This window comes from Ferriphaselus sp. R-1 (genome assembly GCF_000746095.1).
Taxonomy (GTDB): Bacteria; Pseudomonadota; Gammaproteobacteria; order Burkholderiales; family Gallionellaceae; genus Ferriphaselus.
In genome coordinates, this window is the sequence record NZ_KN050808.1 from 80,391 (window position 1) to 92,908 (window position 12,518).

The window sequence follows — 12,518 nt, forward strand, 5'->3', positions numbered from 1 at the left end:
CCATCATCTTGCTTACGGCTGCGACAGGAAGAAGTTTAGCCGAAACTGGCGGGATGCGGCACAGCCGGATGACTTGCATCCGGCTGTCGGGGGGGCGTGGCTTACTTGCCCATCTCCAGCATCAGTTGGTTGACGCGCTTGACGAAGCCTGCCGGATCGTCGAGTTGGCCGCCTTCGGCGAGCAGTGCCTGATCGAACAGGACGGCTGTCCAGTCATCGAAATGAGCGGATTCGTCCTTCAGGCGTTGTACTACCGGGTGCTGCGGGTTGATCTCCAGGATGGGTTGTGACGTCGGAGCTTTCTGCCCGGCGGCCTTGAGGATGCGCGCCAGGTTGCCGCCGATGTCGTGCTCGTCGCTCACCAGGCAGGCGGGCGAATCGGTCAGGCGGTGGGTGATGCGCACTTCCTTCACCTTGTCTGACAGGCTGCCCTTGATGCGGTCGGTCAGTTCCTTGAAGGCATCGGCCTGCTTTTCTTGCTCCTGCTTCTCGGCCTCGTCTTCCAGCTTGCCCAGGTCCAGGCCGCCCTTGGCGACGGAGACCAGCTCCTTGCCGTCGAACTCGGTCAGGCTGCCCACCACCCATTCGTCCACGCGCTCGGAGAGCAGCAACACTTCGATGCCCTTTTTGCGGAACACTTCCAGATGCGGGCTGTTCTTGGCGGCATTGAAGGTTTCGGCGGTGACGTAGTAGATCTTTTCTTGACCGTCCTTCATGCGGCTGATGTAGTCCTTCAGCGACACGGTCTCGTCAGGCGTGTCGGCGTGGGTGGAAGCAAAGCGCAGCAGGGCAGCGATCTTGTCCTTGTTGGCGAAATCCTCGCCCGCACCTTCCTTTAGCACGCGCCCGAATTCGCCCCAGAACTTGGCGTATTTCTCCGCGTCGTTCTCGGCCAGATCAGCCAGCAGCGCCAACACCTTGCTGGTGCAGCCCTTGCGGATGGCTTCGATGTCTTTGGATTCCTGCAATATCTCGCGCGACACGTTCAGCGGCAGGTCGGCGGAATCCACCACGCCACGGATGAAGCGCAGGTATTGCGGCATTAATTGCTCGGCGTCGTCCATGATGAACACGCGGCGCACGTAGAGCTTGATGCCGTGGCGACTACTGCGGTCGTACAGGTCGAACGGCGCGCGCTGCGGCACGTACAGCAACTGGGTGTATTCCTGGCGACCTTCCACGCGGGCGTGCGTCCAGGCCAGCGGCGCATCGTAATCGTGGCCGACGTGCTTGTAGAACTCCTGGTATTCCTCTTCGCTGATCTCGTTCTTGGCGCGCGTCCACAAGGCGGACGCCTGATTGACCGTCTCGTCCTCGTTGGTGACTTCGCTCTTGCCTTCTTTCCATTCCTCCTTCTTCATTACGATGGGCTGAACGATGTGGTTGGAATATTTCTTGATGATTTCGCGCAATTTGTAGCTGGCTAGCAGGTCATCCTGGCCTTCGCGCAGATGCAGCGTGATCTCGGTGCCGCGCGCCGCCTTGTCCACCATCTCGATGGAGAACTCGCCGCCGCCGTCCGACTCCCAGCGCACGCCCTGATCGCTCTTTTCGCCCGCGCGACGGGTCAGCACCGACACCTTGTCGGCCACGATGAAGGCGGAATAGAAACCCACGCCGAACTGGCCGATCAGGTGCGCGTCCTTCTGCTGGTCGCCGGACAGCTTGCCGAAAAATTCGCGCGTGCCGGATTTGGCGATAGTGCCCAGATTGGCGATCACCTCGTCGCGGCTCATGCCGATGCCGTTGTCGGCGATGGTCAGCGTGCGCGCATCCTTGTCGAAGCTGATACGGATGGCCAGATCGGAATCGTCCTCGTACAGCGCGTTGTTGTGCAGCGCCTCGAAACGCAGCTTGTCGCAGGCGTCGGACGCATTGGAAACCAGCTCGCGCAGGAAAATCTCGCGGTTGGAATACAGCGAGTGGATCATCAGCTGCAGCAGTTGTTTGACTTCGGTCTGAAAGCCCAGCGTCTCGCGGCTGGCGGTGGTGGTGTCGGTCATGCTCAATCTCCGTTCAAGAAACAATAGGACGGGCGGTAACTGAGGGCGTGGTGTCAGATTTCAAGAGGAGAGCGCAGTTTCACCGTAAAATACAGCCATGCTCGCTTACCTGATCCGCCGTCTGCTGTACGCCATCCCTATCCTGGTCGGGGTGAATCTGCTCACCTTTGCGCTGTTCTTCGTGGTCAATACGCCGGACGATATGGCGCGGATGCAGCTGGGCATCAAGCGCGTCACGCCGGAGGCGATCGAGAAGTGGAAGGCGCAACACGGCTACGACAAGCCGCTGCTGTTCAATGCGCAGGCGGCAGGGGTGGAGAAGTTCACGGAAACCATCTTCGTCGAGCGCTCCGTCAGCATGTTCGCATTTGATTTCGGCTACTCCGACGACGGGCGCAGCATCAGCCGCGAGATCGGTACGCGCATGTGGCCCAGCCTGGCCATCGCCTTGCCCAACTTCTTTGTCGGCCTGGCGCTCTACATCACCTTTGCCTTGCTGATGACCTTGTTCCGGGGCACGGCCCTGGACGTGGCGGGGGTGGCGCTGTGCGTGGTGCTGATGTCCATCTCCAGCTTGTTCTACATCATCGGCGGGCAGTTTTTGGTGAGCAAACTGTGGCATTGGGTACCGATCTCGGGCTACGCGCCGGGGCTGGATGGTCTCAAGTTTTTGGTGTTGCCGGTCATCATCGGCGTGATCGGTGGCATAGGCGGCAACGCGCGCTGGTATCGCACCATTTTTCTGGAAGAGGTGAACAAGGACTATGTGCGTACCGCTCGCGCCAAGGGCCTGTCCGAGATCAAGGTGCTGTTCCGCCACGTGCTGAAGAACGCGCTGATCCCCATCCTCACCGGCGTGGTGGTGGTCATTCCGCTGCTGTTCATGGGCAGCTTGCTCACCGAGTCGTTCTTCGGCATCCCTGGTCTGGGTAGCTACACCATCGATGCCATCAACATGCAGGATTTCAACATCGTACGGGCGATGGTATTCCTCGGCTCGGTGCTGTACATCGTCGGGCTGATCCTCACCGACATCTCCTACACGCTGGTCGATCCACGGGTGCGGTTGCAGTGATCGCGAGATTTACCATCCGGCCCCACTTGCGTATAATGCGCGCTTTGCCGAGGAAGTAAGCCATGCGTATCACCCAAAAGGCGCTGACCTTTGACGACGTTCTCCTGGTTCCGGCCTATTCCAATGTGTTGCCGCGCGATGTGACCCTGCGCACTCAGTTGACCCGTAACATCAACCTGAACATTCCCGTCCTGTCCGCCGCGATGGATACCGTGACCGAATCCCGTCTGGCGATTGCGCTGGCGCAGGAGGGCGGCATCGGCATCATCCACAAGAACATGTCTGCGCAACTGCAAGCCGCCGAAGTGGCGCGCGTCAAGCGTTTCGAGAGTGGTGTGGTGAAAGACCCGATCACCATTTCGCCCAGTATGACTGTGCGTGATGTGTTGGGCATCACCCGCCAGCGCCGCATCTCTGGCCTGCCGGTGGTCGAAGGCGAGCAGTTGGTCGGCATCGTCACCAATCGCGATCTGCGCTTCGAGACCAATCTGGATCAGCCCATCAGCAACATCATGACGCCCAAGGGCAAGCTCATCACCGTGCGCGAGAACGCCACGCTGGACGAGGCGCGCGTGCTGATGCATCAGCATCGCATCGAGCGCGTGCTGGTGGTGAACGAGGCTTTTGAACTGCGTGGTCTGATGACAGTGAAAGACATCCTGAAATCCACCGAACACCCGCTGGCTTGCAAGGACAGCCAAGGGCGTCTGCGTGCCGGTGCGGCCGTGGGCGTGGGCGAAGGCACCGAAGAGCGCGTCGAACTGCTGGCCGAAGCCGGGGTGGACGTGATCGTGGTGGACACCGCACACGGCCATTCGCAAGGCGTGCTGTCGCGCGTCGAGTGGGTGAAGAAGAACTTCCCGCAGGTGGAAGTGATCGGCGGCAACATCGCCACCGGCGCGGCGGCACGTGCGCTGGTCGATCACGGCGCCGACGGTGTCAAGGTCGGCATCGGCCCCGGCTCCATCTGCACCACCCGCATCGTGGCGGGCGTGGGCGTGCCGCAGATCTCTGCGATTAATAACGTGGCCGAAGCGCTGCAAGGCAGCGGCGTGCCGCTGATCGCCGATGGCGGTATCCGCTTCTCTGGCGACATCTCCAAGGCCATTGCGGCCGGTGCTAACACCGTGATGCTGGGCGGCCTGTTCGCCGGCACCGAAGAAGCGCCGGGCGAGATCGAGCTATTCCAAGGCCGTTCCTACAAGAGTTATCGCGGCATGGGCAGCTTGGGGGCGATGCAGCAAGGCTCCAAGGATAGATACTTCCAGGACACCGAAGGCAACAACGACAAGCTGGTGCCCGAAGGCGTGGAAGGCCGCGTCCCTTACAAGGGCAGCGTGCTGGCTGTGATTCACCAATTGCTCGGCGGCTTGCGCGCCAGCATGGGCTACCTCGGCTGCGCCGACATCGCCACCATGCACACCCAAGCCGAATTCGTGCAGATCACCGCCGCCGGTATCCGTGAATCGCACGTGCATGACGTGCAGATCACCAAGGAAGCGCCGAATTATCACGTTGATTAACTAATCCGCACAGGCCCGCGCAAGCGGGCCTTTCAGCACCATGTCACATAAAAAGATACTGATTCTCGATTTTGGATCGCAATTCACGCAACTGATCGCCAGGCGCGTGCGTGAGGCGAATGTTTATTGCGAGCTGCACGCTTGGGATATGTCCGACGCGGACATCCGCGCGTTCGCGCCCAGCGGCATCATCCTGTCCGGCGGGCCGAATTCGGTGTACGAGGACGAGACACCGAAAGCGCCGCAGATCGTGTTCGAGCTGGGCGTGCCGGTGTTCGGCATCTGCTACGGCATGCAGACCATGGCGGCGCAGTTGGGCGGCAAGGTCGAATCCGGCAAGGTGCGCGAGTTCGGTTATGCCGAGATCCGCGCGCAGGGGCATTCCAAGTTGTTCGACGGCATCCAGGACAAGACCAACGCGCAAGGCCACGGCCTGCTGGACGTGTGGATGAGCCACGGCGACAAGGTGACCGAGTTGCCCGCCGGTTTCAGCGCGATCGCTTCCAACGAGGCCACGCCGTTCGCCGCGATGGCGGACGAGTCGCGCGGTTTCTACGCGGTGCAGTTCCACCCTGAAGTCACCCATACCCACCAGGGCAAAGCGATGCTGTCGCGCTTCGTGCACGAGATCTGTGGCTGCGGCAAGGATTGGAACATGCCGGACTACATCGCCGAGGCGGTGGAAAAGATCCGCGCGCAAGTGGGCAATGAGGAAGTGATCCTAGGCTTGTCCGGCGGGGTGGATTCCTCGGTGGCGGCGGCGCTGATTCATCGCGCCATCGGCGACCAGCTCACCTGCGTGTTCGTGGACAACGGCCTGCTGCGCCTGAACGAAGGCGCGCAGGTGATGGAAACTTTCGGCCAGAACATGCACATGAAAATCGTGCACGTGGATGCCAGCGGCGAGTTCCTCAAGCACCTCACCGGCGTGTCCGACCCGGAGCAGAAGCGCAAGATCATCGGTCGCGAGTTTGTCGAAGTGTTCCAACGCGAGTCGGCCAAGCTGACCAGCGCCAAGTGGCTGGCGCAGGGCACCATCTACCCGGACGTGATCGAGTCCGCCGGGGCCAAGACCAAGAAGGCGCACACCATCAAGTCGCACCACAACGTCGGCGGCCTGCCGGACACCATGCACCTCAAGCTGCTGGAACCGCTGCGCGAGCTGTTCAAGGACGAAGTGCGCGAACTCGGCGTCGCCCTCGGTCTGCCGCCCGAGATGGTCTACCGCCACCCCTTCCCCGGCCCCGGCTTGGGCGTGCGCATCCTGGGCGAAGTGAAGAAGGAATACGCCGATCTCCTTCGTAGGGCTGACGCCATCTTCATCGAAGAACTGCGCAACACCCGCGACGTCTCCGGCAAAAGCTGGTACGACCTCACCTCGCAAGCCTTCACCGTGTTCCTGCCGGTGAAGAGCGTCGGCGTGATGGGCGATGGCCGCACCTACGAATGGGTGGTCTCGCTCCGCGCCGTGGTCACCAGCGACTTCATGACCGCCCACTGGGCGCACCTGCCTTACGAGCTGCTGGGCCGCGTATCCAACCGCATCATCAACGAGGTTCGCGGCATCAACCGCGTGGTGTACGACATCTCTGGCAAGCCGCCCGCCACCATCGAGTGGGAATAACGGCCTTAGCCGAACAAGCAAAAGCCCCTTGAGCGATCAAGGGGCTTTTTGTTGGTGCCTGGGAATCTGGCGCTCAGGGTATCTCGGCCTGGTGCATGCGCGACAGGATGATGCCGGTCTTTTTGGCCAGCCCTTTGGCTTCGCGGTGTTTGTCGTAGTAGCGCGGATTGGGCACCATCGCGGCCAGCTTGGCGGCCTGTTCCGGGCCGAGTTGGGCGGCGCTGGTGCGGTAGTAATGCCGCGCGGCGGCTTCCGCGCCGAACACGCCGTTGCCCCATTCGATGACGTTGAGGTAGATCTCGAAGATGCGGCGCTTGTCCATCATGGCTTCCAGCATCAGCGTGATGGCGGCTTCTTCCAGCTTGCGGAAGGGTGAGCGCGCGCCGGACAGAAACAGGTTCTTGGCCAGTTGCTGGCTGATGGTCGAGCCGCCCGCCACGATCTTGCCCTTCTTCAGATTCTTCTCGTAGGCCTTTTCGATGCCTTCCCAGTCGAAGCCTTCGTGGTCGACGAACTTCGCATCCTCGGACACGATCAGCGCGCGCTTGAGGTTGGGCGAGATGCGGTTGTACGACACCCATTGGTACTTCAGTTCGGCCTCGGGATTCTTGTCCTGCATGATCTCCAGCCGGTCTTCCATGAAGGCGCTGGTGGACGGATTGTGGTCGCGCCACCACCAGACGTGGGCGAAGATCCACAGTTGATAGACCAGCATCAGCAGGAACAACAACGCGCAGATACGCCAGACCCAGTACCAGATACGCATCTCAGCCCCGCAGCGCGGCCAGCACCGGCGCCGTGTCCGGACGCACGCCGCGCCAGATGAAGAAGGCCTCGGCGGCTTGCTCGACCAGCATCCCCAAGCCATCGGCAATTTTCTTTACGCCATTGCTCTTGGCTAATGCCATGAATTTAGTTTCACGGCTATACACCATGTCATAGGCTAAGGAACCAGCATGAAAAACACCTTCAGGCAGTTCCGGCAAGTCATCGGTTAGCCCGACCGAAGTCGCATTGATGATGCAGTCAAAGGGGGTGGCAACGCTGGACGCTTTGACATCCAATACCTCAACAACACCATGAGCCTGCAAATGCCTTGCCAGTTGAACGGCTTTTTCGTGGGTACGGTTGGAGACAGTAAGGCTTGCCCCCGATGAAATAAGTGGGAGCGCAACGCCGTAAGCTGCACCACCCGCACCCATCAACAGCACCCTTTTTCCAGAAAGAGGAAAGTTCTGGTTGTGCTCGATGTCGCGCACCAGCCCAGCGCCATCGGTGTTGTCGCCCAGAATCAGGTCGTTCTTGAACCTGAGTGTGTTCACCGCCTGTGCCGACCGAGCTCGCTCGCTCAAGTCAGTCGCCCGATTGAACGCCTCGAACTTGAACGGCACCGTGACGTTGCAGCCCTTATAGCCTTCCTTGCGTAGCCGTTCGATGGTGGCAGCGAAGCCGTCCAGCGGGGCTTCGATGGCTTCGTAACTGATGTCCTGTCCGGTTTGTTTGGCGAACATCCGATGGATCAGGGGCGATTTGCTGTGCGAGATGGGGTGGCCGATCACGGCGTAGCGGTCTGTCATGGTGCGTGTCAATTTTGGGAGTGGCGCGGATTATAGCGGAAGCTGGGGCGGGCGTTTCCTGCCTTGTTCGGTTGGCCGATTTAGCGTCTAATCCGGCTCACCACGTTCACAGACAAGGGGATAGACATGACTCCAGAAATGCTCATCGATCAATGGCGGCGCGGCCTGCGTATTAGCCATGCCGCACATAACGAAGCGGCGAAGTATTACCAATACATGAACATGGGATTGAACATTCCTGGTGTGGTGTTTTCTACCTTGCTGAGCACGGCACTGTTCACCGACTTTCTAGGCAAGCCTCAACTTGCTGCGTTGAGTGTGTTGACGGTAGTGGTGACCAGCCTGCAATCCGCCTTGCGCTTGTCGGAGCGCTCCGAGCGGCACAAGTCGGCTGCGGTGCAGATGGGGGAGGTGCGGCGCGAGTTCGAGCAGCAGATCGTGTTCGAGCATCGCGACGAAGCCGTTATCGAACGGCTGCGCAAGAAATGGGATGCGGCTGATCGTCAGGCACCGTCCATTCCTTCGCGCATTTATCAGCGGGAAGCGAAGAAAGTCCGTGACAGCGAGGCCGCCCGTTCAGCTGCTACGGCAGCCTAGCAGGCGAGGAGGTCGACTGCGCAATGGCGGCGATGCCTCCGGCCAGCGCCATCGTCCACACGATGGTCGCGCCCGTGGGCAGGTCTTGCCAGACTGAGAGCCCCAGGCCGAGCACATAGCCGATGCTGCCGATGGCGTAGGCGGCGAGCAGGCGATGTCGCACCATGTTGCGGGTGGCGAGCGCGGGGACGATCAGGCTGGCGAACACCAGATATACGCCGACCAATTGCACCGAGGCGGTGACGGCGAGGGCGAACAGGGCGTAGAAGCCGAAGTGTCCCAGTCGTTCCCCGAAGGCGCGCAGGGCGGCGAGCACGCAGGCGGAGAGCAGCGCGACGGCTACCAGCTGGCCGTGGCTCACCCACAGGATCTGGCCGACCAGCAAGTCCTTGAGATGTTCGCCCGCGTGCACGTCGCGGCTCATCAGCAGGACACCGCCGCTGGCGGCGAGCACGAACAGCAGGCCGATGCCAGCCTCGCGCGCCGCCAGTGGCCAGCGTTCCAAGGCCGCCAACAGGGCGGCACCGAGCAGGGCGCTGGCCACCGCGCACAGTTGCAGCGCCAGCGGGCTGTGTTCCAGCTCGAACAATCCCGCCGCGATTACGCCCAGCCCAGCCATCTGGGCGATGGCGAGGTCGGCGAAGATTACGCCGCGCTGTAATACGCGCATCCCCAGCGGGATGTGGGTGGCGAGCACCAGCAGCCCGGCGAGCAGGGCGGGATAGAGCAAGCGCAGTTCGTCCAGGCTCATTTCAGCCCCGCCAGCAAGCGCGCCAGTGTCTCGTCGAACAGCCCGTACAGGTCCTTGGCCACACCATCTCCGCCCACGGTGAACGGCAGTTCCACCGCCGGGATGTGCGCACGTTCAGCCAGCCACTCGGATGGGCGCGGGCTTTGGTAGGCGGCGCGCAGCACCATGCGCACCGGCTGCGTCTGCAACTTCGCCAGCACCGTGGCCAGATGCGCCGCGCTGGGTTCCATGCCGGGCTTGGGTTCCAGTGCGACGACCTCCTTCATGCCCAACCAGTGCTCAAGGTAAGGAAAGCCCTTGTGCTGTACGGCGATGGGCTGGCCTTGGAGCGGTGCGGCCTGCTTTTCCCAGCGTGCGATGGCGGTTTGCCAGTTCTGGCGGAAAGCGGCATGGCGCTGCTGGTAGCCCGCTGCATGGGCGGGGTCGAGCTGCGCCAGCCGTTGCGCCAGCGCTTGCGCGATAGGCAGGAAGTTGCGCGGGTCGAGCTGGATGTGCGGATTGCCGCTCGGATGCACATCGCCTTCGGCACGATCGAGCCGGGTCGGTGCGTCCAGCATGGTGACGTAAGCCGCTGCCTCGAATGCGCCCGGCTGCCCCGGCTGGATGGCGGGATTGGCCGATTCGCGCAATACCACCGGCAGCCAGCCGACCTCCAGTTCTGCGCCGGTGCAGATGCGCAGATCGGCGCGCCGTGCTTTGGCGATCAAGCTGGGACGCGCCTCGACGCGATGCGGGTCCTGCGTGCCGACCGTGGCGCTGTAGATGCTGGCCTGGTCGCCCGCCAGTTCCTGCGCCAGCGCCGCCCACTCCGGTTCGCAGGCGAAGATGTTGAGTGCGTGGGCAGGCAGGGCCCATGCCCAAACCAAAATAAGTAAAGAGAGTCTTTTCATGGTGCGCTCCTAGTAGCCGTGCGCGCCGTGTGCGCCCAGGCTCATCAAATATTGCAGGAACAGCTGGTTGTCCGGCAACGCCTGGCGCGACTGGTCGCGGGCGAGTTGCAAGCGTAGACGCGAGAATTCGCTGGGGCTGTAGTCGAACATCACGCTAGTGCGGCGCGGCGTGTAGCCGTAACTGCTGATGACGTTGGCGGCGTTGAGCGCGCCCACCGTCGCCGTGCCCGGGTCGAGCTGGTCGTAGCGCAGGCCGACGCGCCATTCCGGCAGGAATTTGTACACGCCTTGCAGATACCAGCCGCTTTGCGTCAAGGCGTAGCTGTCGGTGGTGGCGAGGTTGTAGCTCAGCAAACCGCTCTGCTGGCGGCGGAAATACTCGCCTTGCAGCTTGAGGCTGGTGCTGGAACTATTGCCTTCGGGCGCGTATTTCCACACGAAATCCAACCCGCCGGTACGCACGTCGCCAGTGAACGCATCGGTCACGCCGCCCGGTGTGCCGAGCAGGTCGGGCACGCCTACGCTCTGCCAGTCGCTCTGTCCCGTCTGGTGCAACGATGCGCCCACGCGCCAGTTGTGACTCACGCCCACATCGCCGCCGACATGGGCGAACAGCACGCCCGCGCCGGAGCCGTTCTTGGCCCGATCCGAGCCGGGGAAACCGCGTCCGCGCCCCAGTTCCGCACCCAGTTCAACGAAGGTGTCGGTGGGTGCCAGCCACTTGAGCTGCACGCCATCCTCGCCAAGTTGGTTGTTCCACAGCGCGCGATAGACCAGCGGCTGATCGACGAAATCCCAGGCATGGGCGTGGACTTCGTTCAAATAGCCCAAGCCGGAGAAGAAGCGGCCAATGCGCAGCTTCACCCCGTTGCCCAGCGCCGTGGTGTCGACAAATGCGTTCTCCACCGACACGCCGCCCGCCGCGCCCAGTGCCAGCGTGGCGACACCGCGAAAGCGCGGGTCGATGCTGGCGCTGAAGCCCAACTCGGACTCGCCGAGATTGAATCCTTGTGCGGCGGGCGAGTGCGCCGACATGGCGAAGCCGGTGGGCGGGATCGCGGGGGCGCGTTGCAGATTGCCGTAATTGCCAGCGAGGATTAGCGAAATGGCCGGGTTGTAGGCGCTGGCCGAGGCGGCAGGCTCGTTGCGCACCTGCGCCACCGGTGCGGCCACAGGCGGTTCGGCGGCGCGCAGTTCGGCTTGTTGCAAGCGCGATTCCAGCTGCTCCAGCCGCTGCTGGTAGTTCTCTTTCAGTTGTTTCAACTCATCGCGCAGCGCGCGCAACTCTTCGTCACTGGCAGCGACGGCATTGAGCGGCGCACACAGCGCCAGGCTCAGTAATAGGTAAGGCTTCATGGTGTTCCCCGATAGTGAAACGATGCGCCCCGGCAGGGGCGTGGTTCAGGCGGATTTCGGGAACGAGGCAGGTGGCGCGCGCGCCGAGGCGGCAAGTACAGAGATGGAACGGAATTCAAGATTTGGAGTGGGGGCGACTGCTTCGCGCACCGTCAGTATCGGCGGCAGCGACGGCACGCTGATCGGCGCGCTGCCGAGTTGCGCGTAGGCCGCACACAGCTCGCACGGCGCATCGTGCGGCAACGATTGCTGCTGCTCCGCCAACGTATGCGCGATGCCATGCGCCAAACCGCCTTGCTGTACGAACAGCAAAGCAAAAGCCAGCAGCAGGATCAAATGGATACGTTTCATGGGGCCGCACCTTAACAAAAGGAGGTCAAGGGTGCAACAGAAGCGGCGGGGGAGGCGAGTAGAGAGTCGGGCTTGGCCCCTCAGGAGCCAAGCCCGGATACTTAGCTGTTTCTTGATTTTTCAGCGATGCTCGCCACGGTGACACCGATGACAGCAGCGATTGCGATAACGATCAGTATGGTAGACAAAATGCTCATTCAGGCCTCCTCCGTATTGAAAAGTTGGTGGGTATAAGCTCAACCCGGACGAAAATTTAGCACAAAGATTTACGATGAAACAATCCCAAAAAGCTCATAATTGACTATATTAATCAACTAATTGCATGGATTATGGTGGGATGGTAGAGGCGGCTGTGGAGAGTCTGGATGGGAATATCCTTAATTATTGGGAGGTTAATTCTTGTTTCCCGGCTTGTCGTTCTGGCACGAAGGAAAGCCAGGGAAAATCAGGGACTGAGCTAACCCGCTTTTCCCGGACGGTTTAATTGGGTACATCTGCTTGCTGCTCAAATTGCACTGGGCTGAGGTACCCCAAAGTCTGATGCCTACGCTGTCGATTATAGAAGATCTCAATATATTCGAAGATTGCCGTCCGTGCCTCATCTCTAGTGTGGAAGTCGCAATGGTGAACGAGCTCGTTCTTCAAGGTTGAGAAGAAACTCTCGGCCACTGCGTTGTCGTAACAGTTGCCGCGCCTGCTCATGCTCGGGCGCATGCCATGCCCCAGCAATTTTTCCCGATAGGCGCGAGCGGCGTAGAGTACCCCTTGGTC

The 12,518-nt window shown here is 61.4% G+C and carries 12 protein-coding genes; 4 read left to right on the forward strand and 8 right to left on the reverse strand.

The features are described from left to right. Nucleotides 1–101: 101 nt before the first annotated feature. Nucleotides 102–2,003, reverse strand: coding sequence for a molecular chaperone HtpG (htpG, locus tag DM08_RS12010; protein WP_035384900.1), 1,902 nt, complete (start codon nucleotides 2,001–2,003; stop codon nucleotides 102–104). A gap of 97 nt (nucleotides 2,004–2,100) precedes the next feature. Between htpG and DM08_RS12015 the strand changes: the two genes are divergently transcribed. From DM08_RS12015 to guaA, 3 genes are all read left to right on the forward strand, one after another. Next, the gene (locus tag DM08_RS12015) at nucleotides 2,101–3,078 is read left to right on the forward strand and encodes an ABC transporter permease (RefSeq protein ID WP_035384901.1); all 978 of its coding nucleotides are present in this window, start codon (nucleotides 2,101–2,103) and stop codon (nucleotides 3,076–3,078) included. A 62-nt stretch (nucleotides 3,079–3,140) separates the two neighbouring features. Continuing rightward, nucleotides 3,141–4,601: an IMP dehydrogenase gene (gene guaB, locus DM08_RS12020; protein WP_035384902.1), complete on the forward strand. Its 1,461-nt coding sequence runs from the start codon at nucleotides 3,141–3,143 to the stop codon at nucleotides 4,599–4,601. Between the two features lie 40 nt (nucleotides 4,602–4,641). After that, on the forward strand, nucleotides 4,642–6,225 hold the full coding sequence (gene guaA, locus DM08_RS12025) for a glutamine-hydrolyzing GMP synthase (protein WP_035384903.1): 1,584 nt from the start codon (nucleotides 4,642–4,644) through the stop codon (nucleotides 6,223–6,225). A 73-nt stretch (nucleotides 6,226–6,298) separates the two neighbouring features. Here guaA and mtgA read toward each other — a convergent pair whose 3' ends face one another. Beyond that, the gene (gene mtgA / locus DM08_RS12030) at nucleotides 6,299–6,991 is read right to left on the reverse strand and encodes a monofunctional biosynthetic peptidoglycan transglycosylase (protein WP_035384904.1); all 693 of its coding nucleotides are present in this window, start codon (nucleotides 6,989–6,991) and stop codon (nucleotides 6,299–6,301) included. Nucleotide 6,992: 1 nt separating this feature from the next. Continuing rightward, complete coding sequence (aroE, locus tag DM08_RS12035) at nucleotides 6,993–7,802, reverse strand: shikimate dehydrogenase (RefSeq protein ID WP_035384905.1); 810 nt, start codon at nucleotides 7,800–7,802, stop codon at nucleotides 6,993–6,995. A 126-nt stretch (nucleotides 7,803–7,928) separates the two neighbouring features. Here aroE and DM08_RS12040 point away from each other — a divergent pair, with 126 nt between their 5' ends. After that, complete coding sequence (locus DM08_RS12040) at nucleotides 7,929–8,399, forward strand: SLATT domain-containing protein (protein ID WP_152555842.1); 471 nt, start codon at nucleotides 7,929–7,931, stop codon at nucleotides 8,397–8,399. Here the strand turns inward: DM08_RS12040 and DM08_RS12045 are convergent. From DM08_RS12045 to DM08_RS12065, 5 genes are all read right to left on the reverse strand, one after another. Further along, nucleotides 8,386–9,150 carry a metal ABC transporter permease gene (locus tag DM08_RS12045; RefSeq protein WP_035384907.1) on the reverse strand — a complete coding sequence of 255 codons (765 nt, stop codon included), beginning with the start codon at nucleotides 9,148–9,150 and terminating at the stop codon, nucleotides 8,386–8,388. The two genes, DM08_RS12040 and DM08_RS12045, sit on opposite strands and share 14 nt — an antisense overlap. Then, complete coding sequence (locus DM08_RS12050; RefSeq protein WP_035384908.1) at nucleotides 9,147–10,040, reverse strand: metal ABC transporter substrate-binding protein; 894 nt, start codon at nucleotides 10,038–10,040, stop codon at nucleotides 9,147–9,149. The genes DM08_RS12045 and DM08_RS12050 overlap by 4 nt, the downstream gene beginning before the upstream one ends. Before the next feature lie 9 nt (nucleotides 10,041–10,049). Further along, nucleotides 10,050–11,396, reverse strand: a complete 1,347-nt coding sequence (locus tag DM08_RS12055; protein ID WP_035384909.1) for a TonB-dependent receptor — start codon at nucleotides 11,394–11,396, stop codon at nucleotides 10,050–10,052. Between the two features lie 45 nt (nucleotides 11,397–11,441). Further along, nucleotides 11,442–11,747: a hypothetical protein gene (locus tag DM08_RS12060; protein ID WP_035384910.1), complete on the reverse strand. Its 306-nt coding sequence runs from the start codon at nucleotides 11,745–11,747 to the stop codon at nucleotides 11,442–11,444. Nucleotides 11,748–12,227: 480 nt separating this feature from the next. Continuing rightward, nucleotides 12,228–12,518, reverse strand: a 291-nt coding sequence (locus DM08_RS12065) for an IS3 family transposase (RefSeq protein ID WP_237560289.1), incomplete at its 5' end; no start/stop codon positions are given.

Excerpts from the sequence above, each read along its gene's own strand:
- htpG (WP_035384900.1), bottom strand. The coding sequence starts at position 2,003 with ATGACCGACACCACCACCGCCAGCCGCGAGACGCTGGGCTTTCAGACC.
- DM08_RS12015 (WP_035384901.1), top strand. The coding sequence starts at position 2,101 with ATGCTCGCTTACCTGATCCGCCGTCTGCTGTACGCCATCCCTATCCTG.
- guaB (WP_035384902.1), top strand. The coding sequence starts at position 3,141 with ATGCGTATCACCCAAAAGGCGCTGACCTTTGACGACGTTCTCCTGGTT.
- guaA (WP_035384903.1), top strand. The coding sequence starts at position 4,642 with ATGTCACATAAAAAGATACTGATTCTCGATTTTGGATCGCAATTCACG.
- mtgA (WP_035384904.1), bottom strand. The coding sequence starts at position 6,991 with ATGCGTATCTGGTACTGGGTCTGGCGTATCTGCGCGTTGTTGTTCCTG.
- aroE (WP_035384905.1), bottom strand. The coding sequence starts at position 7,802 with ATGACAGACCGCTACGCCGTGATCGGCCACCCCATCTCGCACAGCAAA.
- DM08_RS12040 (WP_152555842.1), top strand. The coding sequence starts at position 7,929 with ATGACTCCAGAAATGCTCATCGATCAATGGCGGCGCGGCCTGCGTATT.
- DM08_RS12045 (WP_035384907.1), bottom strand. The coding sequence starts at position 9,150 with ATGAGCCTGGACGAACTGCGCTTGCTCTATCCCGCCCTGCTCGCCGGG.
- DM08_RS12050 (WP_035384908.1), bottom strand. The coding sequence starts at position 10,040 with ATGAAAAGACTCTCTTTACTTATTTTGGTTTGGGCATGGGCCCTGCCT.
- DM08_RS12055 (WP_035384909.1), bottom strand. The coding sequence starts at position 11,396 with ATGAAGCCTTACCTATTACTGAGCCTGGCGCTGTGTGCGCCGCTCAAT.
- DM08_RS12060 (WP_035384910.1), bottom strand. The coding sequence starts at position 11,747 with ATGAAACGTATCCATTTGATCCTGCTGCTGGCTTTTGCTTTGCTGTTC.